The sequence below is a fragment of the Streptomyces clavifer genome (assembly GCF_036345975.1).
Classification (GTDB): domain Bacteria; phylum Actinomycetota; class Actinomycetes; order Streptomycetales; family Streptomycetaceae; genus Streptomyces; species Streptomyces clavifer.
This window is the reverse complement of the sequence record NZ_CP107793.1, coordinates 713934-738652: the sequence shown is the minus strand read 5'-3', so window position 1 is coordinate 738652 and position 24719 is coordinate 713934. Positions and strand designations below refer to the sequence as shown.

The window sequence follows — 24719 nt, the reverse complement described above, 5'->3', positions numbered from 1 at the left end:
GTGATCCTCGCGGACGGCCCACTGATTCCGCTATCCCAGGGCGCTGAGCCCCGGGACGAAAGCCACCAGCAGCGGCACCACCGGGACCAGGGCCGCAGCAGCCGTCAGCCGTAGCCGGCGGCCGGCGGTGAGGCGTCCCTCCGGGGCGAGCAACCGGTTCACCCGGATCGGCACCTGGGCGTCCGGGGGCGGGCAGGGGCCGAACACCCCGCGGTCCTCGTTGAGTTCGACCAGGGCGAGCGCGGTCGTGAGGCGTCCGAAACGCCGTGACGCCACGTCGTCCGCGGCCAGTTCGACCAGCCGGTGCATCTCGTCACGGAAGGCGGCGAACACCGGAACCTGCGGGAAGCCGGTCGCGAGCGCGCCCGAGCAGTGCAGAAGCCAGTCGTGGCGGGCCTGCGCGTGCCCCTGCTCATGTGCCAGCACGGCATCGAGCTGACGGCCCTTCAACCGGCCGAGCGCCGCAGTGGTGATGACGAGCTGGGGCGCCGCACCCGGCAGCCACCAGGCATCCGGACGTTCACCCTCCAGCACCACGAGACGGCCGCTGCCGGGCTCCTCGCCCGGCATCAGCGGTGAGCGGACCAGCAGTTCCGAGCGGCGCCGCCTGCGCCGCACCCGGGCCCGGCGGATCTCCCGTACGAGCATGGCCGCGGTCCACAGGCCGCCGAGCGCCAGCAGCACCGCGATGACGGCCGACCACGGTCCGTACGCGCCGAGGGCGTACGCCTCCACCACCGCGTGCGGTGCCGGTGCGAAGACATGTCCGCGGACCGCCTGCCAGGCGGCGGCGGCGCTGAAGGTCATGGAGAGGCCGAACGACAGCAGCACGGCGGCGACCACGCACTGCCAGACCCACAGCGCCACGACCGGTTCGCGCTCCGGCCACTGGGCCCGCGCCATCAGACCGGGAGCCACGACGGCAGCCAGCGCACCGAGCATCAGCAGCGTGAGGGAGACCACCATGACCGTCAGCCTATGAGTGCGGCGGTGGCCACGGGTATGGCCGCGACCGCCAAGTGACGCAGGACACTGTTTGCCGGGCTCTCCGTCTCACAGGGTGAGCAGCATCGCGAACATGGCCAATCCCATGGTCAGCCTGCACGCCATCGCCAGCTCGGGCCGCGCACCCCAGGCGATGCCGGGCCCGCCCGGTGCACCACCGCCACGGCCGTCCGAACCGCCCGCGGCGGTGTCCACAGGTATCAGCCGTCCCGCCGAGCGCAGCACGTAGAGCGCGTAGTAGGCCAGGAGTGCTCCCGTCAGCACGGGGACGCCCCCGGCCGCCCCCGCGGCCGCGTGGGCCGCGTGTCCGCCCTGGCCGGCCCCCGGTGCCATGGCCACCGCCATGTAGACCATGGCCAGTGAACCGACCAGATGGTGCAGGTGGTGTCCGCTGCGCCGCGCACCGACGAGGGCGCGCACCGCCGCACCTCCGAACACCACCGTGTAGACCGCCCACATCCAGTCCGGGAGCGTGAGCAGGGCCGCGGGGACCGCCATCGCGGCCATACCGAAGCCCATCACGGCATCGGCGTGTGCCGCCCTGCGTTCCCCCGCAGTACCGCTGCGCGCACGCAGCACGCAGTACGCACTCGTGATCCCGCACAGCAGCATCAGCAGCCAGCCGGACAGCGCCGGTCCGTGCACAGCGCACCTCCCCCTGCGGTGAATGACACCGGTGTCGTCCAGTCGATGCCCAACTGGGGGCGGTCCTACCGGGGCGCATTGAGGTGCGGGGGGAGCACGCCCGGGCCTGTGGGGGGCGGTCGCGGCCGGGTTAGTCTCGGACCGGACCGTCGGCAGCAGACAAACGGAGTACCTCGCATGGGCATCGCACCGTCCCCCGATCAGGCACGGCTGACCTTCCGTGACGCGACCGAGGACGATGTGCCGGTCCTCGTGGGGCTCATCGAATCCGCCTACCGCGGCGACACGAGCCGCGCCGGATGGACCACCGAGGCGGACATCCTCCACGGGCGGCGCACCGACGCGGAGGGCGTGCGCCAGGTGGTCACGGCACCCGCGGGACGGCTCCTCGTGGCCGAGCGCGACGGTGCGCCGGTCGCCTGCTGCCAGCTCGAGCACCGGGGCGAAGCGGCCTACTTCGGCATGTTCGCGGTCGCCCCCGCCCTGCAGGGCGCCGGTCTCGGCAAGGTGATCATCGCCGAGGCGGAGCGCACCGTACGCGAGACCTGGGGCGTGAAGGAGATGCACATGACGGTGATCTCGGTCCGTGAGGAGCTGATCGCCTGGTACGAGCGCCGCGGCTACCGCCGTACGGGAGAGACGACGCCCTTCCCGTACGGCGACGAGCGCTTCGGGATCCCGCAGCGCGACGACCTCGTGTTCGAGCTGCTGGTCAAGGAGCTGTAGCCAGGGGCCCGCAGTGGGCTCGGACGGGGCTCACTGCGGGCTCAGGCGGTGAAGCGGCCGGCGCGGCGGATCTCCGGATAATCGGTCGTCGCGCCGTCCAGCCCCAGCGCCCTCACCAGCCGCAGGTGGTCCTGGGTGTTCACGACCCAGCCGATCACCTTCAGGCCCTCCTCGTGGGCCTGTTCGACCACCTCCAGCGTGAGGCGGCGGATGTTCAGGGCCAGTGTCGCCGCCCCCACCGCCTTCGCCCGCTCGACCACGTCGCCGCCCCAGCGGCCGGCGATCAGTACCGTCCGTACCCCCGGCACCAACTGCGCGATCTCCGCGACCGCCGCGTCGTGGAACGAGGACACCTCGACCCGGCGGGCGAGATCGCGCCGCAGCATCACCTCGGCCAGCGCCCGGGCCGCGGCCACGTCCTTGATCTCGGCCTGCAGCGGTGAACCGACCGCGTCGAGCACCTCCTCGAAGACGGGCACGCGCTCGCCCTCCCCGGCGTCCAGCTCGCGGAGCTCGGCCAGCGTCTTCTCGGAGACCAGTCCCCGGCCGTCCGTCGTGCGGTCCACGGCGGCGTCGTGCATCACGACGAGTGCCCCGTCCCTGCTGAGATGCAGATCCAGTTCGATGGCGTCCATGCCCGCCTGCTCCGCCTGCACGAACGAGCGCAGGGTGTTCTCGGGTTCGACACCCATGACCCCGCGATGGCCGATGGTGAGAAAAGTCAAGGCGATCCCGCTTCCGTCCGTCGTCGACAACCCGATCCCGCGTGCTGCTCCTACCCACCGGGAACCGGTTCTCTGCGGAGGGTGGCGTATGTCCGGCATGTTCAACGGAAGAAGTCGTTCCACAGATGTGTCACAGGAAAAATAGCGGTGAAGATGAGGGGTGGCAGGATATTTTTCTGGGCTCCACTTGTCTGAAGGAACCGCACATGGATACGGTTGCTTGACGCGAGGTTCTCCCGTGAAGGAAGAGATATGACGGAAATTCTTGAGCACGCCACCGCCACCGACGCGATAGCTACCGCTCCGCGGGTCGTCGAGCACCCGGCCTGGACCGAGCTCAAGAGTGCCGTGGAGGAGTTCCGGCCCTGGCAGTCCAAGGACGGCTCCATCGACTTCGGCGCCGAGGGCGCCCCTTCGGCGGGCAGCGCCGAGGCCACCATCGAGCGGGTGGCCACCGCGGTCGAGCGGCTCTCCCCGCTGCTCCCGCACGACGCCGCGTACCACCGTGCGCTCGTCGCGGACCTCCGCCGCTGGGCGGCGGACGGGTTCGGCGTACCGGACTTCCTCGACTCCCTGCTCGCCTTCCAGCCGGCCAGGGACCGTGCCGACGGCCTCCAACACCTGGTCGTCTTCGCGATGTACACGCAGAACGGCAACCCGGAACGCAATCTCGAAGCGGTCGTGCTGCGCATGGTGTGGCCCGCCTGGCTCGCCGACCTCGAGGCCACGCGCTACGACAACCCGCTTTTCTGCGGCATCACCTTCGAGGACTTCACCTCCGGTTACGACACCAACTCCGCGGTGCTCTTCCCCGAGACCATCGCCGTGCGCGAGGCGCCCGAGCGCTTCAGCTGGGGCGGCATCTTCTGCGACCGCGAGGCGGCCCGCTTCCGCCGGGTCACCGAGGCGTCCGTCGACCTCCTGGGCCTGGAGCTCCCCGACGACATCCGGGAGATGATCGGCGACCAGAAGCGCTGCGAGGAGGCCTTCGTCCTGTGGGACATGGTCCACGACCGCACCCACAGCCACGGCGACCTGCCGTTCGACCCCTTCATGATCAAGCAGCGCCAGCCCTTCTGGATGTACGGGCTCGAGGAGCTGCGCTGCGACCTCACCGCCTTCAAGGAGGCCGTGAAACTGGAGGCCGACGGCTTCGGTCAGGGCCGTGACGTGCAGTTCGCCGTGCTCTTCGACCGGATGTTCCGCTTTCCCGTCACCGGCGAGCGCGTCCGCAACTACGACGGGCTCGGCGGCCAGCTCCTCTTCGCCTACCTCCACAAGCACGACGTGGTCCGCTGGACCGACAACACGCTGAAGATCGACTGGGATCGCGCCCCGGAGGTCACCAACGCGCTCTGCGGCGAGATCGAGCAGCTCTACCGCGACGGCATCGACCGCCCCAAGCTGGTCCACTGGTTCGCGGCGTACGACCTGGTCGCGAGCTATCTCGCACCGCATCCCGGCTCCCGCTGGGCCAAGGGCCCGGACGCCCTAGACCTGTCCCAGCCGCCGCGCAAGCTGGTCGACGACGTGCTTCCGGACGAGTTTCCCCTGAGCATGTTCTATGAGGCGCTCTCCAAGAAGCTGAAGCACGTGATCGCCTCGACCAGGGGGATCACCGCGGCGGACGCCGGGCGGGCAGCCGCGTGAGCGCACGTTCTGAGGAGGCGGTGGCCATGGACGGAACAGTCAAGGGTGACGGGAGCGGTGTGCTCGACGGTGCGGTGATCGCGGTGGCCGGAGCTGCCGGAGCGGCGGGCAGGGCCACCCTGCTCAGGCTGGCCGAGGCGGGTGCGACCGTCGTCGCCGCCGACGCCCATCCCGAACGGCTCGCCGAGGCGGTCGACGCGGCGCGTTACGCGCACGGCGGTGCGACCGTCACGGGTGAGACCGTGGATCTGTTCGACCTGGAGGCGGCCAAGAGCTGGGCGGTCAGGACGGAGAAGGAGTTCGGCCGGATCGACGGTCTGGTCCACCTGGTCGGGGGCTGGCGCGGGAGCGCCGGCTTCGCGGACACCAGCCTGGCGGACTGGGACTTCCTCGAGAAGCTGCTGATCCGCACGGTCCAGTCCACCTCGCTCGCCTTCCAGGACGGCCTCCAGCGCAGCGACCGCGGCCGGTACGTGCTGATCAGTGCGGCCGGAGCGAGCAGCCCCACCGCGGGCAACGCCGCCTACGCGGCGTCCAAGGCGGCGGCCGAGGCATGGACGCTCGCCCTCGGCGACGCCTTCCGCAAGGCGGGGGGCGACGAAGGGCCGGCTGCTGCTGCTGCGATCCTGGTCGTCAAGGCACTGGTGCACGACGCGATGCGCGCCGAGCGCCCGAATGCGAAGTTCGCGGGTTTCACCGACGTCAAGGAGCTGGCCGAGGCCATCGCCGGCGTCTGGGACGTGCCCGCCGGAGAAGTGAACGGAAAGCGCCTGTGGCTGACCCCGCAACCGTAAGGACCGACGCGCGACGTCACCACGATCCGCAGGTGCGCGGTTTCGCCAGTGACAACTACGCGGGTGCGCACCCGGAGATCCTCGCGGCTCTCGCCCTCGCCAACGGCGGCCATCAGGTCGCCTACGGCGAGGACGACTACACCGGACACCTCCAACGGGTCATGCACAGCCACTTCGGTCCCACCGCCGAAGCGTTCCCGGTGTTCAACGGCACCGGCGCCAACGTCGTCGCCCTCCAGGCGCTGACCGACCGCTGGGGTGCGGTGATCTGCGCCGAGTCCGCCCACATCAACGTGGACGAGGGCGGCGCGCCGGAGCGGATGGGCGGGCTCAAGCTGCTCACCGTCCCGACCCCGGACGGCAAGCTGACGCCGGAGCTCATCGACCGGCAGGCATTCGGCTGGGACGACGAGCACCGGGCGATGCCGCAGGTCGTGTCGATCACGCAGAACACCGAGCTCGGCACGGTCTACACGCCGGACGAGATCCGGGCCATCTGCGAGCACTCCCACGAGCGGGGCATGAAGGTGCACCTCGACGGTGCCCGGATAGCCAACGCCGCCGCGTCCCTGGACGTGCCGATGCGTACGTTCACCAACACGGTGGGCGTCGATGTCCTCAGCTTCGGCGGAACGAAGAACGGCGCGCTCTTCGGCGAGGCCGTCGTGGTCCTCGACCCCGACGCCGTCCGTGCGATGAAGCACCTGCGCAAGCTGTCGATGCAGCTCGCCTCCAAGATGCGCTTCGTCTCCGTACAGCTGGAGGCCCTGCTCGCACGTGATCTCTGGCTGCGCAACGCCCGGCACGCCAACGCGATGGCCCAGCGGCTGGCTGCGGGCGTCCGTGGGGTGGACGGCGTGGAGATCCTTCACCCGGTGCAGGCCAACGCCGTGTTCGCGCGGCTCCCGCACGCGGTGACCGAGCGGCTGCAGAAGCGGTTCCGCTTCTACTTCTGGGACGAGAAGGCCGGGGACGTCCGATGGATGTGCGCCTTCGACACCCGCGAGGAGGACGTCGACGCCTTCGTCCAGGCACTCAAGGAAGAGATGGCGCGGTAGGGGCACGAGCACGCGGCCGATCGGGATGTCCTTGACTCCCGGTCGGCCGCGCCTTTTCGCCCGGCGGGTACGCGGAGCGCCGGGTGCGGCAGTATCCGCGCGGCAACGAGCCCGGTGGGGACGGCACTCCTCGGCCGACGAGCAGCGGCCGGCATGGGTATGACGCGCAAAGTTCAACAGAATGGACTGTCCGGTACTCTATGCAGTACTTCACCGCACCCTGCGGTGCTCAACGTGCTGCGGAGCGCCCGGGACCGTCCGGAGCTCGTGTGGGGTCTTCCCTCCGCGCTGTGACGCCCGGGCCGGCCCGACTCTCCGCACGCGTACCGCGACGACACAAGGCAGACGATGACCCTGACCATCACGGTTTCCGACGAGGTCCGCAGCCTCGCCCCGAGCTTCACCCATCTCGCCGTCGAGGCGCACGGCCTGGTGAACGGGCCGAGTGACGAGAGCAGTTCCGCTCTGCTGGACGACGCGACCAGCAGGCTCGTGGAGCGGCTGGGTGGCCGCGCGCCGCACGAGGACCCGCGTCTTGCGGCCTGGCGTGGCGCGTACGCGGCCTTCGGCGCCAAACCGTCCCGTACGCGCAACTCGGCCGAAGCCCTTGCCAGGCGCGCGCTCACCGATGCCGGCCTGCCCCGCATCAACCGGCTGGTCGACCTCTACAACGCGATCAGCGTCGCCCATCTGATCCCGGTCGGCGGCGAGGATACCGACCGCATCAGGGGCGCCATGCGCCTCGTGCGCGCCACCGGCCAGGAGCCGTTCCCCACGGCGGCGGGCGGTGCGGAGGTGGTGGAACACCCCGAGCCCGGCGAAGTCGTCTGGTGCGACGACGAGGCCGTCACCTGCCGACGCTGGAACTGGCGCCAGGGCACCCGCACCGGCCTCACCGAGGATTCGGTGAACGCCGTCTTCCTGCTGGAAGGCCTCGCCCCCATGACGCCCGGCGAGCTCGTGGCCGCGGCCACCGAGCTCGCCGAGTCGCTGGAGAAGATGAGCCCGGGGGCCCGGATCACCCTCCACCCGGCGGCGTGACGCCTCCGGCTCACACCGCCGTCAGCCGCGCTCGCGCACCTCGTCGGGCGTCGGGGCCGTGCCACCGAGATGGGCCGGGACCCACCAGGTGTCGCTCGCGTCCTTGGGGCGTACCGGGTAGGCCCGCTGCGCCGCTTCCAGGAGCTCCTGCACGCGTTCCCGCAGCCGGCGGGTGATCGCGCCCGCGTACTGGTCGGCAGGCGCCTGCACGGGCTCGCCGACCCGGATGGTGATGGGGATGTGGCTGCGACGGAAGTTGCGCGGGTGCCCCTTCGTCCACAGTCGCTGGGTGCCCCACAACGCCATCGGGATCAGAGGCACTCCGGCTTCCTGGGCCAGCCGGGCGGCGCCGGACTTGAAGCTCTTCAAGGTGAAGGACTCGGAGATCGTCCCCTCGGCGAACACCCCCACGATCTCGCCGGAGCGCAGCGACGCCAACGCGTGTGCGTAGGCGTCCTCGCCCTGCTTGCGGTCGACGGGAATGTGCTTCATGCCGCGCATCAACGGTCCGGAGATCCTGTGCCGGAAGACCGACTCCTTCGCCATGAAGCGGACGAGCCGCTTCTGGGGCAGGGCGCCGAGTCCGCTGAAGATGAAGTCCAGATAGCTGATGTGATTGCTGACCAGTACCGCACCACCGGTCTTCGGGATGTGCTCCGAACCCTGTGTGTCGATCTTCAGGTCGAGCGCCTTGAACAGCGTGCGAGCGGCGCCGACGACCGGCCGATAGACGAGTTCTGCCATCTGGATGAAGACCCTTCTTCAGTGCCTGGGGAGGGTTCTCCCGGCGCAAGTTACGCAGCCGTAGGTATTCGGCATTGTGGCGATCGTGCCCCATGTGCGACGCCGTGGCCAGCCCCAAAGGGCCCGGGGCGCGAGATTCTCGTCACGTGAAACCTCCGGGAATGTAATGCCGTGGCGCGGTGCTGACACTTTGCGCAGAGCTCTGGGAAGGAGGCCGCGGATGGACGGGCAGACGGCTGCCGACATGTTGGACAGCGCCCAACTCGGCGTTGAACTGGGGGAGCGGGCGACTCTCGTGCAGTTCTCGAGCGCGTTCTGCCAGCCCTGCCGCGCCACCCGGCGCACGCTCTCCGAGGTGGCCGGGATGGTCGACGGCGTCGCCCACGTGGAGATCGACGCCGAGGCGCATCTCACTCTCGTCCGCAGGCTCCGCATCAGCCGCACTCCGACCGTCCTGGTGCTCGACGCGGCCGGCCGGATCGTGCGCAGGGCGGTGGGGCAGCCGCGTACCGCGGACGTCGTCGCCGCACTCGGAAAGGCGATGTGACGCGCCGTGACGCATCTCCCACATGCCGGGACGCGCTTGACCGGACACGCTGCGCATCGTCACCCTGACGCTATGCCGCCAGAACTCCTTCTCTTCGGCCGGGTCCATGTCGACCTCGTGCGCCACGCCAGTGCGCGCTGTCCGGGTGCCTGAAGAATCCACGGCCCCGTACGCCCCCTCGCAGAAGGAAACCTCCATGACGGCCTCGCCCGCTCTCGGCACTTCCCGGACGGCCTCACCCGAACTTCTCCGCTCCGTCTTCCGGCAGCACGCGGCCGGGGTGGCCGTGATCACCGCGGCCGGCGAGCGCCCGGTCGGCTTCACCGCCACCTCGCTCAACTCCGTCGCCGCCGACCCGCCCCTGATCTCCTTCGGCGTGGGCACCTCGTCCTCCAGCTGGCCCGTCGTGGCCGAGGCCGAGCACATCGGGGTGCACATACTCGGCGAGGACCAGCAGGAGCTGGCCGCCACCTTCGCCCGTAGCGGTGCCGACCGGTTCGGCCCGTCCACCGACTGGCGCGGCGGGCCCGAGGGCGTGCCCCTGCTCGGCGGTGTGGTCGCCTGGCTGGTGTGCCGGGTGGTGGCCCGGATCCCGGCGGGGGACCACCGCATCGTGATCGCCCAAGCGGTGCTCGGCGACCCGACGGGGGGCGGCCGTCCGCTGGTCTACCACCAGGGGAGTTTCACGGCTCTGCGAGACTGAGGGCACGCAGGTGGCACAGGTGCGGAGCGCGTTGGCAACGTCACAGTTCCAAGCGCTTGCTTATGGGGAATACACTGGATGTACTGGCGAGTAATATTGCCCTCGGAGCCTCGGTCGCCCCGACCGGATCCGCCCCATGAGGCGCCTATGCTGCGTGCAACAAGGCAGCCCAGAAATGACGATGCAGTAGGAGAGCCGGCGTGAGCTTGAGGATCGTTGTCTGTGTGAAGTACGTGCCCGACGCCACCGGCGACCGGCACTTCGCCGATGACCTGACCCTGGACCGTGACGACGTCGACGGTCTGCTGTCGGAGCTCGACGAGTACGCGGTCGAGCAGGCGCTGCAGATCGCCGGCGAGGCGGACGACGCGGAGATCACCGTGCTGACGGTGGGCCCCGAGGACGCCAAGGACGCGCTGCGCAAGGCACTGTCGATGGGCGCCGACAAGGCCGTCCATGTCGAGGACGACGACCTGCACGGCACCGACGTCATCGGCACCTCGCTGGTGCTCGCCAAGGCCATCGAGAAGACCGGCTACGACCTGGTCATCTGTGGCATGGCGTCGACGGACGGCGCCATGGGCGTGCTTCCGGCGCTGCTCGCGGAGCGTCTCTCCGTCCCGCAGGTCACGCTGCTCTCCGAGGTCTCGGTCGAGGACGGCACCGTCAAGGGCCGTCGTGACGGCGACAGCGCGAGCGAGCAGCTGCAGGCGTCCCTCCCGGCCGTGGTCTCCGTGACCGACCAGTCGGGCGAGGCCCGCTACCCGTCCTTCAAGGGCATCATGGCGGCCAAGAAGAAGCCGGTCGAGTCCCTGGACCTCGAGGACCTGGAGATCGAGGCGGACGAGGTCGGCCTGGCGGGCTCCTGGACCGCTGTCGACTCCGCGGCCGAGCGCCCGGCCCGTACGGCGGGCACGATCGTCAAGGACGAGGGCGAGGGCGGCAAGCAGCTGGCCGAGTTCCTTGCGGGCCAGAAGTTCATCTGAGCTCCGGCTGTTCCCTCACCGCCCCGCACTCCCTCGCACGCAGGAGATTGAAGTCCCATGGCTGAAGTTCTCGTCTATGTCGACCACGTGGACGGTGCCGTCCGCAAGCCCACCCTGGAGCTGCTGACGCTCGCCCGCCGCATCGGCGAGCCCGTCGCCGTCGCCCTCGGCAACGGGGCCGCCGACACCGCCGCCGCGCTCGCCGAGCACGGTGCCGTCAAGGTCCTGACCGCCGACGCGCCGGAGTTCGCCGACTACCTCGTCGTACCGAAGGTGGACGCCCTCCAGGCCGCGTACGACGCCGTGTCCCCGGCCGCGGTGCTGCTGCCCTCCTCCGCGGAGGCCAAGGAGATCGCGGCCCGCCTCGCGGTCCGCATCGGCTCCGGCATCATCACCGACGCCGTCGACCTCGAGGCCGGTGACGAGGGCCCGGTCGCGACGCAGTCCGCGTTCGCCGCCTCGTACACCACCAAGTCCCGCGTCTCCAAGGGCACTCCGGTCATCACGGTCAAGCCGAACTCGGTCGCCGTCGAGGCCGCTCCGGCCGCGGGTGCCGTCGAGGCGCTCACGGTCTCCTTCTCCGCCCAGGCGACCGGCACCAAGGTCCTCTCCCGTACCCCGCGTGAGTCGACCGGCCGTCCGGAGCTGACCGAGGCCGCGATCGTCGTCTCCGGCGGCCGTGGTGTCAACGGCGCGGAGAACTTCGCGATCATCGAGTCCCTCGCGGACTCGCTCGGTGCTGCCGTGGGCGCCTCGCGCGCCGCCGTCGACGCCGGCTGGTACCCGCACACCAACCAGGTCGGCCAGACCGGCAAGTCGGTCTCCCCGCAGCTGTACATCGCCTCGGGCATCTCCGGTGCGATCCAGCACCGGGCCGGCATGCAGACCTCGAAGACGATCGTCGCCATCAACAAGGACTCCGAGGCCCCGATCTTCGACCTGGTCGACTACGGCGTCGTGGGCGACCTGTTCAACGTCGTCCCGCAGCTGACCGACGAGGTCAAGAGCCGCAAGGGCTGATCCGGCGGAAGCCGTACCCGTACGACGGCCCGGGGCCGCGTGGTGTTCTCGCCGCGCGGCCCCGGGCCGTTTCCGATCACCATTGACGCGGACACGGGCGGCTTATAGCTTCACTATGCGGATGAATGATTCCGGGAAGCGGAAACATCGATAGACGAAGGGTGCGGTCATGGGTCAGCAGGAGAAGGCGGCGACGAGCCTCGCCGACGCGGTCGGCGCGGAGATCGGTGCCTCCCTCGCGGGGGTTGACGCGGAACTCGCCCGCCGCTACCCGGGAGACCCCGGGACGCGCCAGCCCGTCCACACCGTCTACGTCCCCGCGGACGCCTTCACCGCCACGACGATCCGATCCTGGGGCGACCGCGCGCTGGCGGCCCTCGACGAGCACGCCCCCGACGCCGCCACCCTCGCCGGGGTCCTGGGCATCCCGCGGGAGCTCGCGGAACCGGTCCACGACCGCGTACGGGCCAAGCTGGAGCGCGAGCCCGTTGAAGACCTGCGCATCGACTTCGAGGACGGCTACGGACCCCGTCCGGACGGGGAGGAGGACGAAGCGGCGGCCCGTGCCGCCCGGCTGGTGTCCGACGCGTACGCCGACGGGACAGCTGCCGCGTACACGGGCATCCGTATGAAGTGCATGGAAGCGGCCGTGCGCGACCGGGGCATCCGCACCACGGACATCTTCCTCACCGGTCTGATGCGGGCCGGCGGTCTCCCCGACGGGCTCGTCCTCACCCTGCCCAAGGTGACCTATCCGGAGCAGGTCACGGCCTTCGTCCGCCTGCTGGAGGCCTTCGAGCAGGCCCACGGCCTGCCGGCCGGGCGCCTCGGGTTCGAGATCCAGATCGAGACCAGCCAGTCCATCCTCGCCGCCGACGGCACCGCGGCCGTGGCCCGCATGATCGACGCCGCGCGCGGCCGTGCGACGGGACTGCACTACGGGACCTTCGACTACAGCGCCTGTGTCGGCGTCAGCCCCGCCTACCAGGCCAGTGACCATCCCGCCGCCGACCATGCCAAGGCGGTCATGCAGGTCGCCGCCGCGGGCACCGGCGTACGCGTGTGCGACGGCTCCACCAATGTGCTGCCCGTCGGCCCCACCGAGCAGGTCCACGACGCCTGGCGCCTCCACTACGGCCTCACCCGCCGCGCCCTGGCCCGCGCCTACTACCAGGGCTGGGACATGCACCCCGGGCACCTGCCCACCCGCTACGCGGCCGTCTACGCCTTCTACCGCGAGGGTCTGGGCCAGGCCGCGTCCCGGCTCGCCGCGTACGTGGCCAGGGCGGGCGGTGACGTCATGGACGAGCCCGCAACGGCGAAGGCCCTCAGCGGCTACCTGCTGCGGGGCATCGACTGCGGCGCCCTGGACACCGCGGAGGTCACCGGACTCACCGGCCTCACCCGCGCGGACCTGGACACCTTCGCCTCGCCGCGCCGCGGCGGGCTGACCGTGACGGCTCCGTAGGCCTCCGGTCCCCGCGTCCGGGCCGGACCGGCGCACATAGGGTCCGGTGCCGTGCCTCGCACGGCGGGCCCCAGGGCGTGGTCATGGCCACCGGCGGCCATGCCGGGAGAGGGCGCGCCCGGCGTGGTCCGACGGGAGACCCTGCTAGGCGGGAGGCAGTTCGCCCGAACCGCGGGGGATGAGCCGAGTCGGCAGCTCCACCCTGGCCGGGGCGTGGTCGGCGCCGTCCAGGCGGCGGAAGAGGTGCTCGGCGGCGGTGCGGCCGACCGCCGCGGCGTCCTGGGAGATCACGGTGATGCCCAGCAGGTCGGCCAGCTCGATGTCGTCGAAGCCGACGAGGGCGATCCGGCGGTCGCACTCCGCCAGGACCCGGACGACCGTGACCGTCACACGGTTGTTGCCCGCGAAGAGCGCGGTGACCGGGTCGGGGCCGGTGAGCATGGTCTCGGCGGCGGCCCTGACCCGGGCCGGGTCGGTCGAGCCGAGGGAGACCCAGGAGTCCTCGACCGTGATGCCGGCGTCGGTCAGGGCCTCGTGGTAGCCGCGCAGCCGTTCCTTGGCCGTGTGGATGCGGGGCTGGTCGCCGATGAAGCCGATCCTGCGGTGGCCGTGCGCGACCAGGTGGGCGACACCCTCGCGCGCACCGCCGAAGCTGTCAGAGAGCACCATGTCGGCCTCGACCCGCCCGGCCGGGCGGTCGACGAACACGGTGGCGATCCCGGCCTTTATCTCGGGTTCCAGATAGCGGTGGTCGTCACCGGCCGGGATCACGATGAGGCCGTCCACGCGTCGCGCGCAGAGCGCGAGGACGAGCTCCTGCTCGCGGTCCGGGTCCTCGGCGCTGGATCCGTTGATGAGCAGGGCCCCGTGGGCGCGGGCCACTTCTTCCACGGCGCGGCTCAGCGGGCCGTAGAAGGGGTCCGCGAGATCCTCCAGCACGAGGCCGATGGAGGCGGTGCGGCCCTTGCGCAGCACGCGCGCGCTGTCGTTGCGGCGGAAACCCAGTGCCTCGATGGCCTCCTGCACGCGGCGCTCGGTGTCGGGGGTGACGCCGGGTTCGCTGTTGACCACCCGGGAGACCGTCTTGAGTCCCACTCCGGCACGGGCTGCCACATCCTTCATGGTCGGCCGGTTGCCGTAGCGGGACTCGGGATGACGGGCGGTCTCGGCCACGGTGCGCTGTCCTGTCGTCGGGTGCGGGTGGTTCCGGCCGTCCCGGGGCGGTGCCGGGAGGGGCCGGAGGTGTGGCGTCGAGCATAGGCCCTGGACAACGTTGTCAACTGAATGGAGACTGTGCTGACCACCGTTCCCACTCGCAGGTCCCGCCCTTCAGCCCTCCGGAGAGTCCACACCGATGCATACCGACCTCGTCGCCGCGCTCGACATCGGCGGCACCAAGATCGCCGGCGCGCTGGTGGACGGCGACGGCTCGCTGCTCGTGCGGGCACAGCGGCCGACGCCCGCGCGCGAGGACGCCGAATCGGTGATGGGGGCGGTCGCCGCCGTCCTGGAGGAGCTCAAGGTGTCGCCGCTGTGGCACGGGGCGCGTGCGGTCGGCATCGGCAGCGCGGGTCCGGTGGACGCGTCCGCGGGTACGGTCAGCCCCGTCAACGTCCCGGGCTGGCGCGATTTCCCCCTGGTGGAGCGGGTCGTCGCGGAGACGGGCGGACTGCCGGTCGCGCTGGTCGGTGACGGTGTCGCGATGACAGCGGCCGAGCACTGGCTCGGGGCGGCCCGCGGATACGACAACGCCCTGTGCCTGGTGGTCTCCACGGGCGTCGGCGGCGGCCTCGTGCTCGGCGGGAAGCTGCACCGCGGGCCCACCGGCAATGCGGGCCACATCGGCCACATCAGCGTCGATCTCGACGGCGACCTGTGCCCGTGCGGCGCGCGCGGCTGCGTCGAGCGCCTCGCCAGCGGGCCGAACATCGCGCGACGGGCCCTGGAGAACGGCTGGCTCCCCGGCCCGGACGGTGACGCCACGGCCGCCGCGGTGGCCGCCTCCGCACGGCTCGGCGACCGCGCGGCCGTCGCCTCCTTCGAGCGGGCCGCCCAGGCGCTCGCCGCCGGTATCGCCGCGACCGCCACGCTGACCGAGATCGACATCGCGGTGATCGGCGGGGGAGTGGCCGGGGCGGGCGAGGTGCTCTTCGCACCACTGCGCAGATCCCTGCGCGACTACGCCACGCTCTCCTTCGTCCGGGGCCTCACCGTGGCCCCCGCGGTGATGGGCACGGACGCCGGCCTCGTGGGCGCGGCGGCAGCCGCCTCGTCGGTACGCCACGAGGGGGCGAACGCACGGGCCGTGGCCGCCCCGTAGGAGACCTGCGGCGGCCTTCAGCGGCTCCTCGGCGGACCCGGGGCGGGCCCTCAGTGGTCCCCGTCCGCGGACTGTCGCGGCACGACCACGAGGAACGCGTCCTGGTCCAGGTCCATCACCACCTCGGCGGCCAGACCCTCGCCGCGGCGGGCCGCCGCGAACTCCTCGGCGGGCCTGCTGCCCCGCGGTCCACCGGCGGGAAACCGCTCGATCACCGTACGCCGCATCAGGTACCCCCATGTCGTTGCCGTGCTGCCCGCTCCAACGACCTCCGGCGTCCGCCGTTACGGCCGAGCCCCTGCCCCGGCTCGTACAGTGGGACGCCCCCTGCGCCCCGGCGGTCGCTTCGCCGCAACATGCGTCGCCCCGGCGGGTTTCCGCAGCAGGGTGTTGCGGGCAAGCCACAGGGGGCTACGGAAGAGGGGGACCCGTGATCGTCTGGATCAACGGTGCGTTCGGTGCGGGCAAGACCAGTGCTGCGTGCGAACTGATCGACCTGATCCCGAACAGCACCTTCTACGACCCCGAACTGATCGGCGGGGGACTGCGACATCTGCTGCCCCAGAAGAAGCTTGCCGAAGTGACCGACTTCCAGGACCTGCCGATCTGGCGGCGCCTGGTCGTCGACACGGCGGCCGCGCTGCTCGCCGAGCTTCCCGGGGTGCTCGTGGTGCCGATGACACTGCTGAGACAGGAGTACCGCGACGAGATCTTCGGCGGGCTCGCAGCCCGGCGCATTCCTGTGCACCATGTACTGCTCTCACCCGAGGAAACGATCCTGCGGGGACGTATCGCCGGCCGAGAGGAGTTCGCGGACGATCCCGGGCACAACGAGCGCTCCGAGCAATGGGCGTACGAACACATCGAGCCCTACAGGGCTGCGCTCGAGTGGATCACCGCAGACGCCCTCACGATCGACACCAGCGCCCTCACCCCGCTCGAGACGGCCGAGCGGATCGCCGAGGCCGTGCGCAACGGCGAGGCCGGGGAGTGCGGGATAGTCCAGACGCCGGAACCGCGAGCGGAGACCGTCGCCTCGGGCGTCCTGCTCTTCGACGAGCAGGGCCGGGTCCTGCTCGTCGACCCGACCTACAAGCCCGGCTGGGAGTTCCCCGGCGGGGTGGTGGAGCCGGGAGAGGCTCCGGCCGAGGCCGGGATCCGGGAGGTCGCCGAGGAGTTGGGGCTCCACCTCCGTACGGCTCCGAAGCTTCTGGTGGTCGACTGGGAGGCGCCGGAGCCGCCCGCGTACGGAGGCCTGCGCTTCCTGTTCGACGGCGGACTGCTGTCCCACGAGGACGCGGCGCAGTTGCTGCTGCCGGGCTCGGAGCTGCGGGGCTGGCGGTTCGTCACCGAGCATGAGGCGGCCGGCATGATGCCGCCCACCCGCTTCGAGAGGCTGCGCTGGGCCCTGCGCGCCCGCGAGCGGGCCACTGTGCTGAACCTGGAGGCCGGTGTGCCGGTGGGGTGAGCGGGGCCGCCGACGTTCGGGTGGCATCGGGCGCCGGACCAAGGGGGCGGCGTCGTGCGCCGGTGACCGAGTCGCCCCGGCTGTCGGTCGTCGATGGCCGAGCGGCGTCGGGCGGCCCGGATCCAGGCCCCGGTCTTGGCCGGGTGTGTCTGCGTGACCGGGCCCGGTCGTCGCCCTCGCCGCCCACGGGACGGGACGCACCTGCTGGTCCGGGACACAGGCCCGACCTGCCGGCACACCGGTCCGACCCGCCGGCGACCGCACGTGCACAGGGGTGCCGAGACGCCGTACCGAGGGCTCGGCGCCGCACCGGCGACGACAGTTGCGCCGGCCGGCAGGAGTCGTGCCGTGAACACCCGCCCGGGCAGGGCGGACGCAGCCCGGATTCCGCTCGGGGCGACGTCCGCCTGCCTGGTGCGCGGCGGCGGGAGGTCTCAGACCTTCTTGGACTCCGCGTAGTTCTGCAGGAACAGCGCCTCCGCCACGGAGAGGCGTTCCAGCTCCTGCGGGGACACGCTCTCGTTGACCGCGTGGATCTGTGCCTCGGGCTCGCTCAGGCCGATCAGCAGGATCTCCGCCTCCGGGTACAGCGCGGCGAGGGTGTTGCAGAGGGGGATCGAGCCGCCCATGCCGGACGACTGCATCTCCTCGCCCGGGTAGGCGACCCGCATGGCTTCCGCCATCGACGTGTACGCCGGGCTGGTGGTGTCGGCGCGGAACGGCTGCCCCTGGCCGACCTGTTCGACCGATACCCGGGCGCCCCACGGGGCGTGCGACCGGAGATGGGCGGTCAGCAGCTTCGTGGCCTCGCCGGCGTCCTGGCCCGGCGGCACCCGGAGGCTGATCTGCGCCCGGGCGCTCGCCTGCAGTGACGGAGTCGCACCGACCACCGGCGGGCAGTCGATCCCGATGACGGTCACCGCAGGCCGCGCCCAGATCCGGTCGGCCACCGTGCCGGTACCGATCAGCTCCACCCCGTCCAGCACCTTGGCGTCCTTGCGGAACTCGTCCTCCGGGTACTGCAGTCCGTCCCACTCGGTGTCCGTCATGAGTCCGTCGACCGTCGTCGTGCCGTCCTCGGCCCGCAGCGACGCCAGCAGTTGGATCATCGCGGCCAGCGCGTCCGGGGCGGCGCCGCCGAACTGCCCGGAGTGCAGGTTCCCTTCGAGGGTGTCCAGCTGTACACGCAGCATGGTCATGCCCCGCAGCGTCGCGGTGACGGTGGGCAGGCCGACCCGGAAGTTGCCGGTGTCGCCGATGACGATCGTGTCGGCGGCGAGCAGCTCCGGGTGCGCCTCGGCGTACTGTTCCAGGCCGCCCGTCCCCTGCTCCTCGGAGCCCTCCGCGATCACCTTGACGGAGACGGGGACGCCGCCGTCCGCCTTGAGGGCGCGCAGCGCGAGCAGATGCATGATGAAGCCGCCCTTGCAGTCCGCGGCGCCCCGGCCGAACCAGCGGCCGTCGCGCTCGGTCAGCTCGAACGGCGGGGAGAGCCAGGCGGACTCGTCCAGCGGCGGCTGCACGTCGTAGTGCGCGTAGAGCAGCACGGTGGGCGCTCCGGCCGGGCCGGGCAGGAAGCCGTACACGGACCGGGTTCCGTCGGGGGTGTCGAGCAGGGCGACGTCCTGGAAGTCCTCGGCGCGCAGCGCGTCGGCGACCCAGTCGGCCGCCGCATCGCACTCGCTCTTCGGGAACTGCGCGGGGTCCGCCACCGACCGGAAGGCCACCAGCTCGGCCAGCTCCGCCTTCGCGCGGGGCATCAGCGAGGCAACGGTCTCGGAAATCGGACGGGCGGTCATGGGCACGCTCCTCGTGGGTGCGACGTTAGGTCTATGGCGCGGTGTGTACGCGATCGTGGGCGACGCCGTGGGTGCGGCGTTGCATGTATGGCGAAACCATGGCTGATCCTCCCACAGAGGGGCTCGGCCGCGACGCGCCGTAGGATGCCGTGAGCAACTGGGGCAACTGTCGGGATCAGGAGCAGAAGCACATCGTGAGCAGCGAGAACGCAGACGCCGGACGTGAGCCGGAAGAGTCGTCGTCGGTATGGGACGTCGTCGTGGTCGGCGCGGGTCCGGCGGGAGCTTCCGCGGCGTACGCGGCAGCCGTCGCGGGCCGTCGGGTGCTGTTGCTGGAGAAGGCGGACATTCCCCGGTACAAGACCTGCGGCGGCGGCATCATCGGGTACTCACGGGATTCCCTGCCTCCCGGGTTCGAACTTCCCCTGAAGGACCGGATCCACGCCGTCACCTTCTCCCTCAACGGGAAGCTGTCCCGGACACGCAGGTCCAAGCGCATGCTCTTCGGGCTGATCAACCGTGCGGAGTTCGACGCCGGTCTGGTCGAGGAGGCGCAGAAGGCGGGCGCCGAACTGCGGACCGGTGTCGCGGTGGCCCGGGTCGAGCAACACGGACCGGCCGTGCCCGACCGGCGCACGGTCGCGGTGGTCCTGGCCGACGGCGAGACGGTTCTGGCGCGGGCGGTCGTCGGCGCGGACGGCAGCGCCGGGCGGATAGGAGCCCATGTCGGGGTGAAGCTCGACCAGGTGGACCTCGGCCTGGAGGCCGAGATCCCGGTGCCGGCGACGGTGGCCGAGGACTGGGCGGGGCGGGTGCTCATCGACTGGGGCCCGATGCCCGGGAGTTACGGCTGGGTCTTCCCCAAGGGCGACACGCTGACCGTCGGAGTGATCGCGGCGCGTGGGGACGGCGCGGGGACCAAGCGGTATCTGGAGGACTTCATCGGCCGGCTGGGCCTCGCCGGCTTCGAGCCGACGATCTCCTCCGGTCATCTGACGCGCTGCCGCAGCGAGGACTCGCCGCTCTCCCGCGGCCGTGTCGTGGTCTGCGGCGACGCGGCAGGACTGCTGGAGCCGTGGACCAGGGAGGGTATCTCCTTCGCCCTGCGGTCCGGACGGCTCGCCGGCGAGTGGGCGGTCCGGATCGCGGAGTCGCACGACGCGGTCGACGCCCGGCGTCAGGCGCTCAACTACGCGTTCGCCATCAAGGCGGGGCTGGGGGTCGAGATGGGCGTCGGCCGGCGCATGCTCAAGCTGTTCGAGCGCCGCCCCGGCATCCTGCACGCGGTGCTGACGGGTTTCCGTCCTGCCTGGAGTGCCTTCGCCGGTATCACCCGGGGCACGACATCGCTGGCCGAGCTGGTCCGTACGCATCCGCTGGCGCAGCGGGCACTGTCGGCGATGGACCGATAGGCCGTCAGGACCGCGAGGGCCGGTCGGGCGGCGGTCCGGGCCGGGGGGACCGGCAGGGGCCGGTCCCCTCCAAGGAGACCCGGGGCCGGCCTGCGGCCGGTTCGCCGGGGGACTTCGAGGGTGGTGAGGAGACCTCGGTCGTCGTCGCGGACATCGAACGGCCGACACGAGGGATCCTCCTCTCCGGGCCGCCCCGACCCTGACAGGTCACGGCTTTCCGCGTGGCTGCCCGGACCGGGCCGGACCGGTGAACCGTGCGGCCCCTTTCGAGGCGTGCCGGAAGCGGGGCCGCGCGACCAGCGGACCGCCGGAGCCGCTTCGACCGCCGGGCGGGCCCTCCCCGGGCCCCGATCGTGATCAGCCCCGATCGTGATCAGCCCTGGACGGTGATCAGCTCTCGACGGTGATGCGGAAGACCGGGTGGTCGGGGCAGGCGGCCAGTAGCTCGGCGTCGGTGGACCTGGCGGTGACGCCCCGGAAGTACTGGTTGACCTCCCAGCCCCAGCGCTCGAGGTAGGCGCGGACGACCAGCATCTTCTGCTCGTCGTCCGCGATCTCCTGTGCCGTGAACGTGCGGACCTTCCTGCCGACGCGCAGCTCTCCGCCGCCCGCCACCCGCATGTTGCGTACCCACTGGGAGTGGCCGCGGGCGGAGACGAGGTACTGGACGCCCCCGTGCGTGTGGGGGTTCACCGGAACACGCTGCATCTGTCCGCTCCTGCGGCCCCGCACCGACATCTCCGCCGAGCCGAGAAGGCTGAAACCGTGGCGGGCGAGCCAGCCGATGGCGCTGTTCATCCGGACGTTGAACGCATTGCCCCGAAGGTAGTAAGGCTGCTGCGACATGGGGACTTCCTCCCGTTGGGAGAGCACTGCTCTCGCTTGAGAGCAGTGTGCGCGTGATCGATGCCCTAAAGCAAGAGCAGTGCTCTCGTTAGTGGTCGGTGCTCCGCTTTTGTGGCAGGCTGCCCCCATGAGCACCATCAGGGGAGCCAGAGAGCGCGCCCGCAGCGAAGTCACCGCCGCCATCAAGGACGAGGCCAGGAGACAGCTCGCGGCGGACGGCGCCGCGAAACTCTCTCTCCGCGCCGTCGCCCGTGAGCTGGGCATGGTCTCCTCCGCCCTCTACCGCTACTTCCCCAGCCGCGACGACCTGCTCACGGCGCTCATCGTCGACGCGTACGACGCGGTCGGCGCGACGGCGGAGGCCGCCCGGGCGACCCCCCGTGGATCCTCCGGCCCCCACCCCGCCCGCTGGACCGTGGTCACCTGCGCCGTGCGGGACTGGGCGCTCGCCCACCCCCATGAGTACGGGTTGATCTACGGCTCGCCCGTTCCGGGCTACACCGCCCCGCAGGACACCGTCGGCCCGGCGTCCAGGGTGGGCCTCGTCCTGCTCGGGCTGGCACGCGACGCCTACCTCACCGACGGTCTGGCCGCTCCGCCACTGGCACCCGAACTGCGCCCCGAGGCCGAACGCATGACGGCCGACCTCGCTCCCGACCTCCCGCCCGCCGTCGTGGCGGCGCTCGTCGCGGCGTGGGCGCAGCTCTTCGGTCTGATCTCCTTCGAGGTCTTCGGCCAGTTCACCCGCGTCGTCGAGGAACGGGACCCGTTCTTCCGTCGGGCCTCCCGCGAACTCGCCCGCTCGGTCGGTCTCCTGGACGGCCGGACCGCTGGAACCGGGAGCACCGGGCGCGCGATGTCCTGACGCAGGGCCGCTACCGCTACCGCTACCGCCACCGCGCCCGTCCCGGAAGCCCTCAGGGCCGCGGGCCCGCCCGCGCGGCCCGCCGCAGGCTCGGGGCCCCCGGCCCGCTGGTCAAGGACACCGCCCCCGACGACCGGTGCGGGCCGTACGCGCGGTGGCGGGCGGGCACGCCCTGCCTCGCCGGACGTGACGCGACGGCTGATCGCGGAGTTCGCCGCCCGGCCCAGGGAGCCCACAGCCGCTACCACGCCGGACGAACTGACCGGGCGGGAGCGGGAGGTGAGGGCCGTGGTGGGGGATCGGACCGACCGACGAGGGGGGCGCACGCGCTGGCCGTCAGCCCCCCGACCGCCACCCGTGCCGGCCGTGCCGTGGTGGGGCGGGAGCCCGGGACCGCGGGCAGCTCGTGGCGCTCGCCCGCGCGGCCGGGGCGCGTACGGCCCGGCCGGCACGAGGTGCCTCCGGCAAGCGCGGGAGGATGTTCCCCTCGCTCCCCGCACGCGCATCACATGCAGGCGCAAACGACATTCCGCCGCTCTGCTAGCGTGCGGACATGGCAGCGAACAGGTCCGAGCAGGCACTCGTCGACGAGTGGCGCGACCTCCTCGCGCTGCACGCCAGGACCCTGTGCGAGCTCGACCGCACGCTGCACGGGCACGGTCTCGGGGCCAGTGACTTCGAGGTGCTGGACATCCTGGCCGAGAGTGCGGCGGAGGACGGCGGCGCCGCCTATCGCGTTCAGGAGCTCGCCTCCCGGGTCCACCTCAGCCAGAGTGCGCTGTCGCGCCTCGTCGCGCGGCTGGAGAAGGACGGCCTCGTCTGCCGAGGGGTGTGCAGCGAGGACCGCCGAGGGGTCCGGGTCGAGCTGACGGACGGGGGCCGGGCCCGGCACGCGGAGGTCAAGCCGCTGCAGCGAGCGGTACTGTCCAGGATGCTGGACCGACCGAAGGGCTGAACGGCCGCACCGGACCCGGCAGCACCCCGGACGCGGGTCCCGCACCCTCACGCGCGGCAGCCGTTGCCCTCACGTCACCGCTGTGCCGGCCCCGTACGGCCGAAGCCGCCGCACAGCGTCCGGGGTGGGGCACCGCAGGCGCCCGGGGCGTGGTGGGAGCCGGGCAGGGACGGGTCAGGCGCCCTGCGGGCGGGCGGAGTGCTCGCGCCCCGTGCCGCGCAACAGCCGCGTGAACCACCCCAGCGCGCAGGCCTGCACCAGTACGGACACGACCAGCGCGAGGTAGAGGAACCAGGCCGGTCCGCCCGCTTCGGCACCGGCCATGGAGCCGCCGACGATGAAGGCGAACACGGTCGGTGCCGCGAGGAAGAAGACCCAGACACCCGCGAACGAGGCGTCGTCGTGGGACACGAACAACGTGTCCGCCGCGACGAACACCGCGGCCGCCAGCACGAGGCCGAGGTAGATCCGCGAAGCCGTGTTGCCGAAGGTCAGCCGCGCCAGTGTGCGGAGCCGCCTGTTCATCACCTGGTGGTTCATGTCCCGCTCCCCGTGGCTGGTCGATGTCTCCATCGTGCGCCGGGGGAGCGGTTCGTGCCTGAGTACGGCTACTCAATCGCTCACGTGTGCGCCAGGTTCCGGGCTCCGTACCCCAGTACCGCCGCGGTGGCGGCGAGCAGGGCCACCGTGGTGAGGGCCACCGGCAGGGAGATCCAGTCGGCCATGAAGCCGATCACCGGCGGTCCCAGCAGCATTCCGCCATACCCGAGCGTCGACGCTGCGGCCACTCCGCTCGGGCCTGCCAGCTCGCCCGCCCGGCCGACCGCGACGGGGAAGATGTTGGCCAGCCCCAGACCGGCCACGGCGAAACCGAGCAGCGTGAGCCAGACGGTCGGTGCCAGTGCGCCGAGGAGCATGCCCGCCGCGGCCGTGGCCCCGCCCGTCACGAGTGTGCGGGTCTGACCGAACCGTTCGAGGAGCGTGGTCCCCGTGAGCCTGCCGACGGCCATGGTCAGGGCGAACAGTGAGTAACCCGCGGCAGCGAGACCGGGGTCGGCGTGCAGATCCTGCGTGAGGTGCAGGGCACCCCACTCGGCGAGCGCGCCCTCGCCGTACGCCGTGCAGAGGGCGATGACCCCGAACAGGATCACGATCCGGCGGGCACGGCTGCTCATCCGGTGGGGGTGCGCCGGATGCGCGGCCGGCCGCGGCTCGTCGGCGAGGGTGCCGGGCACCGGGCGGTACCGCAGGAGTACGGGGCCGGTGACCGCGGTGACGACCAGTCCGATCCCGGCGAGGGCGAAGAGGTGGGTCGAAGGGGACAGGCTGCCGGCGACCAGACCGCCGAGTCCGGCTCCCGCCATGCCGCCCAGGCTGAACGCGGCGTGGAAGCTCGGCATCACGGGGCGGCGCAGTGCGGTGACCAGATCGACGGCCGCGCTGTTCGCCGCCACGTTCATGCCTCCGTACGCGGCGCCGAACAGCAGCAGGACGAGCCCGAGGGAGAGGGCCGAACGCGTCTGTGCGGGGAGGGCGATACTCAAGGGCAGCAGGACGCCGCAGACCACGGTGACGGCGTGGCTTCCGTAGCGTCGGCAGAGCCGGCCGGTGAGCATCATGGTGATCACCGCGCCCGCCGACACGCCCAGCAGGGCCAGGCCCAGGGTGGAGGCGGTCGCCCCGGTCTGGTGCTTGATGGCCGGAATGCGGACCACCCAGCCCGCGAACAGGAATCCGTCGAGGGCGAAGAACACGGTCAGCGCGGTACGGAGGCGGGCCGACGAGGGCGGGGCGGTGTCTCCGCCGGATCCCCCCGACAGGGCCGTCCGCAGTTTGTTCAGTTGCGGCACAAAGCGAGCATAGGGGTGCGCCGACGACGTGTGCAAGACCGCTGCCCCGAATGACGTGCCGGTGAACGGTGCGGGGCCCCGGAGCGTCGGCA

Annotated in this window: 25 protein-coding genes; 15 read left to right on the top strand and 10 right to left on the bottom strand. The window is 71.6% G+C overall.

Translation table 11 applies throughout. The annotated features are described in order from the left end of the window. Positions 1-30: 30 nt before the first annotated feature. Both OG927_RS02975 and OG927_RS02970 read right to left on the bottom strand, forming a co-directional pair. Complete coding sequence (locus tag OG927_RS02975) at positions 31-966, bottom strand: M56 family metallopeptidase (RefSeq protein WP_056795097.1); 936 nt, start codon at positions 964-966, stop codon at positions 31-33. Between the two features lie 87 nt (positions 967-1053). Continuing rightward, the gene (locus OG927_RS02970; protein ID WP_056795094.1) at positions 1054-1650 is read right to left on the bottom strand and encodes a DUF5134 domain-containing protein; all 597 of its coding nucleotides are present in this window, start codon (positions 1648-1650) and stop codon (positions 1054-1056) included. 177 nt (positions 1651-1827) lie between these two features. Between OG927_RS02970 and OG927_RS02965 the strand changes: the two genes are divergently transcribed. Further along, positions 1828-2376, top strand: coding sequence for a GNAT family N-acetyltransferase (locus OG927_RS02965; RefSeq protein ID WP_056795091.1), 549 nt, complete (start codon positions 1828-1830; stop codon positions 2374-2376). Between the two features lie 41 nt (positions 2377-2417). Here the strand turns inward: OG927_RS02965 and OG927_RS02960 are convergent, their stop codons facing one another. Then, positions 2418-3101, bottom strand: coding sequence for a glycerophosphodiester phosphodiesterase (locus OG927_RS02960; RefSeq protein WP_124283121.1), 684 nt, complete (start codon positions 3099-3101; stop codon positions 2418-2420). Positions 3102-3353: 252 nt separating this feature from the next. Here OG927_RS02960 and OG927_RS02955 point away from each other — a divergent pair, with 252 nt between their 5' ends. From OG927_RS02955 to OG927_RS02940, 4 genes are all read left to right on the top strand, one after another. Next, complete coding sequence (locus tag OG927_RS02955; RefSeq protein WP_330319647.1) at positions 3354-4751, top strand: DUF6421 family protein; 1398 nt, start codon at positions 3354-3356, stop codon at positions 4749-4751. A 26-nt stretch (positions 4752-4777) separates the two neighbouring features. Next, entirely contained in the window at positions 4778-5545 is a 768-nt protein-coding gene (locus OG927_RS02950) for an SDR family oxidoreductase (protein ID WP_056795084.1), read from the top strand. Then, positions 5524-6603 carry a threonine aldolase family protein gene (locus OG927_RS02945; RefSeq protein ID WP_056795080.1) on the top strand — a complete coding sequence of 360 codons (1080 nt, stop codon included), beginning with the start codon at positions 5524-5526 and terminating at the stop codon, positions 6601-6603. The genes OG927_RS02950 and OG927_RS02945 overlap by 22 nt, the downstream gene beginning before the upstream one ends. Positions 6604-6951: 348 nt before the next feature. Then, a complete protein-coding gene (locus OG927_RS02940; protein ID WP_330319646.1) occupies positions 6952-7644 on the top strand; it encodes a B3/B4 domain-containing protein in 693 nt (230 codons plus the stop codon). A gap of 21 nt (positions 7645-7665) precedes the next feature. On the opposite strand, the gene OG927_RS02935 is transcribed toward OG927_RS02940, so the two are convergent. After that, entirely contained in the window at positions 7666-8388 is a 723-nt protein-coding gene (locus OG927_RS02935) for a lysophospholipid acyltransferase family protein (protein WP_056795075.1), read from the bottom strand. Positions 8389-8608: 220 nt separating this feature from the next. On the opposite strand from OG927_RS02935, the gene OG927_RS02930 reads away from it, so the two are divergent. The 5 genes from OG927_RS02930 to OG927_RS02910 all read left to right on the top strand — a co-directional run bounded on the left by OG927_RS02930 (position 8609) and on the right by OG927_RS02910 (position 13112). Beyond that, positions 8609-8935, top strand: coding sequence for a TlpA family protein disulfide reductase (locus OG927_RS02930; protein ID WP_056795073.1), 327 nt, complete (start codon positions 8609-8611; stop codon positions 8933-8935). Between the two features lie 196 nt (positions 8936-9131). After that, positions 9132-9638, top strand: a complete 507-nt coding sequence (locus OG927_RS02925) for a flavin reductase family protein (protein ID WP_124283125.1) — start codon at positions 9132-9134, stop codon at positions 9636-9638. A 200-nt stretch (positions 9639-9838) separates the two neighbouring features. Then, positions 9839-10624, top strand: coding sequence for an electron transfer flavoprotein subunit beta/FixA family protein (locus tag OG927_RS02920; RefSeq protein ID WP_079099256.1), 786 nt, complete (start codon positions 9839-9841; stop codon positions 10622-10624). A 57-nt stretch (positions 10625-10681) separates the two neighbouring features. Next, positions 10682-11644, top strand: coding sequence for an electron transfer flavoprotein subunit alpha/FixB family protein (locus OG927_RS02915; RefSeq protein ID WP_056795064.1), 963 nt, complete (start codon positions 10682-10684; stop codon positions 11642-11644). A 169-nt stretch (positions 11645-11813) separates the two neighbouring features. Next, entirely contained in the window at positions 11814-13112 is a 1299-nt protein-coding gene (locus OG927_RS02910) for a DUF6986 family protein (RefSeq protein WP_124283126.1), read from the top strand. Between the two features lie 144 nt (positions 13113-13256). On the opposite strand, the gene OG927_RS02905 is transcribed toward OG927_RS02910, so the two are convergent. Continuing rightward, complete coding sequence (locus OG927_RS02905) at positions 13257-14285, bottom strand: LacI family DNA-binding transcriptional regulator (protein WP_056795059.1); 1029 nt, start codon at positions 14283-14285, stop codon at positions 13257-13259. A gap of 181 nt (positions 14286-14466) precedes the next feature. Between OG927_RS02905 and OG927_RS02900 the strand changes: the two genes are divergently transcribed. Further along, complete coding sequence (locus OG927_RS02900; RefSeq protein ID WP_056795055.1) at positions 14467-15432, top strand: ROK family protein; 966 nt, start codon at positions 14467-14469, stop codon at positions 15430-15432. 50 nt (positions 15433-15482) lie between these two features. Here the strand turns inward: OG927_RS02900 and OG927_RS02895 are convergent, their stop codons facing one another. After that, complete coding sequence (locus OG927_RS02895) at positions 15483-15659, bottom strand: hypothetical protein (protein WP_199862689.1); 177 nt, start codon at positions 15657-15659, stop codon at positions 15483-15485. Between the two features lie 203 nt (positions 15660-15862). On the opposite strand from OG927_RS02895, the gene OG927_RS02890 reads away from it, so the two are divergent. Then, on the top strand, positions 15863-16900 hold the full coding sequence (locus OG927_RS02890) for an NUDIX domain-containing protein (protein WP_056795052.1): 1038 nt from the start codon (positions 15863-15865) through the stop codon (positions 16898-16900). Positions 16901-17334: 434 nt separating this feature from the next. Here the strand turns inward: OG927_RS02890 and OG927_RS02885 are convergent, their stop codons facing one another. Further along, on the bottom strand, positions 17335-18699 hold the full coding sequence (locus OG927_RS02885) for a dipeptidase (RefSeq protein ID WP_209471063.1): 1365 nt from the start codon (positions 18697-18699) through the stop codon (positions 17335-17337). A gap of 194 nt (positions 18700-18893) precedes the next feature. Between OG927_RS02885 and OG927_RS02880 the strand changes: the two genes are divergently transcribed. Next, positions 18894-20111, top strand: a complete 1218-nt coding sequence (locus OG927_RS02880) for a geranylgeranyl reductase family protein (RefSeq protein ID WP_124283128.1) — start codon at positions 18894-18896, stop codon at positions 20109-20111. Between the two features lie 390 nt (positions 20112-20501). Here OG927_RS02880 and OG927_RS02875 read toward each other — a convergent pair whose 3' ends face one another. Further along, complete coding sequence (locus OG927_RS02875) at positions 20502-20957, bottom strand: nitroreductase family deazaflavin-dependent oxidoreductase (RefSeq protein ID WP_056795045.1); 456 nt, start codon at positions 20955-20957, stop codon at positions 20502-20504. A 127-nt stretch (positions 20958-21084) separates the two neighbouring features. Between OG927_RS02875 and OG927_RS02870 the strand changes: the two genes are divergently transcribed. Both OG927_RS02870 and OG927_RS02865 read left to right on the top strand, forming a co-directional pair. Further along, positions 21085-21822 carry a TetR/AcrR family transcriptional regulator gene (locus OG927_RS02870; protein WP_056795042.1) on the top strand — a complete coding sequence of 246 codons (738 nt, stop codon included), beginning with the start codon at positions 21085-21087 and terminating at the stop codon, positions 21820-21822. A gap of 553 nt (positions 21823-22375) precedes the next feature. Beyond that, positions 22376-22777 (top strand): MarR family winged helix-turn-helix transcriptional regulator, encoded by a 402-nt coding sequence (locus OG927_RS02865; protein WP_330319645.1) that lies wholly within the window; start codon positions 22376-22378, stop codon positions 22775-22777. Between the two features lie 174 nt (positions 22778-22951). On the opposite strand, the gene OG927_RS02860 is transcribed toward OG927_RS02865, so the two are convergent. Next, complete coding sequence (locus tag OG927_RS02860; RefSeq protein WP_056795036.1) at positions 22952-23317, bottom strand: SCO4225 family membrane protein; 366 nt, start codon at positions 23315-23317, stop codon at positions 22952-22954. A gap of 80 nt (positions 23318-23397) precedes the next feature. Next, positions 23398-24627, bottom strand: coding sequence for an MFS transporter (locus tag OG927_RS02855; RefSeq protein ID WP_209471065.1), 1230 nt, complete (start codon positions 24625-24627; stop codon positions 23398-23400). Positions 24628-24719 lie beyond the last annotated feature (92 nt).

Excerpts from the sequence above, each read along its gene's own strand:
- OG927_RS02975 (WP_056795097.1), bottom strand. The coding sequence starts at position 966 with ATGGTGGTCTCCCTCACGCTGCTGATGCTCGGTGCGCTGGCTGCCGTC.
- OG927_RS02965 (WP_056795091.1), top strand. The coding sequence starts at position 1,828 with ATGGGCATCGCACCGTCCCCCGATCAGGCACGGCTGACCTTCCGTGAC.
- OG927_RS02955 (WP_330319647.1), top strand. The coding sequence starts at position 3,354 with ATGACGGAAATTCTTGAGCACGCCACCGCCACCGACGCGATAGCTACC.
- OG927_RS02950 (WP_056795084.1), top strand. The coding sequence starts at position 4,778 with ATGGACGGAACAGTCAAGGGTGACGGGAGCGGTGTGCTCGACGGTGCG.
- OG927_RS02940 (WP_330319646.1), top strand. The coding sequence starts at position 6,952 with ATGACCCTGACCATCACGGTTTCCGACGAGGTCCGCAGCCTCGCCCCG.
- OG927_RS02935 (WP_056795075.1), bottom strand. The coding sequence starts at position 8,388 with ATGGCAGAACTCGTCTATCGGCCGGTCGTCGGCGCCGCTCGCACGCTG.
- OG927_RS02930 (WP_056795073.1), top strand. The coding sequence starts at position 8,609 with ATGGACGGGCAGACGGCTGCCGACATGTTGGACAGCGCCCAACTCGGC.
- OG927_RS02925 (WP_124283125.1), top strand. The coding sequence starts at position 9,132 with ATGACGGCCTCGCCCGCTCTCGGCACTTCCCGGACGGCCTCACCCGAA.
- OG927_RS02915 (WP_056795064.1), top strand. The coding sequence starts at position 10,682 with ATGGCTGAAGTTCTCGTCTATGTCGACCACGTGGACGGTGCCGTCCGC.
- OG927_RS02910 (WP_124283126.1), top strand. The coding sequence starts at position 11,814 with ATGGGTCAGCAGGAGAAGGCGGCGACGAGCCTCGCCGACGCGGTCGGC.
- OG927_RS02900 (WP_056795055.1), top strand. The coding sequence starts at position 14,467 with ATGCATACCGACCTCGTCGCCGCGCTCGACATCGGCGGCACCAAGATC.
- OG927_RS02895 (WP_199862689.1), bottom strand. The coding sequence starts at position 15,659 with ATGCGGCGTACGGTGATCGAGCGGTTTCCCGCCGGTGGACCGCGGGGC.
- OG927_RS02885 (WP_209471063.1), bottom strand. The coding sequence starts at position 18,699 with ATGACCGCCCGTCCGATTTCCGAGACCGTTGCCTCGCTGATGCCCCGC.
- OG927_RS02875 (WP_056795045.1), bottom strand. The coding sequence starts at position 20,957 with ATGTCGCAGCAGCCTTACTACCTTCGGGGCAATGCGTTCAACGTCCGG.
- OG927_RS02870 (WP_056795042.1), top strand. The coding sequence starts at position 21,085 with ATGAGCACCATCAGGGGAGCCAGAGAGCGCGCCCGCAGCGAAGTCACC.
- OG927_RS02865 (WP_330319645.1), top strand. The coding sequence starts at position 22,376 with ATGGCAGCGAACAGGTCCGAGCAGGCACTCGTCGACGAGTGGCGCGAC.
- OG927_RS02860 (WP_056795036.1), bottom strand. The coding sequence starts at position 23,317 with ATGAACCACCAGGTGATGAACAGGCGGCTCCGCACACTGGCGCGGCTG.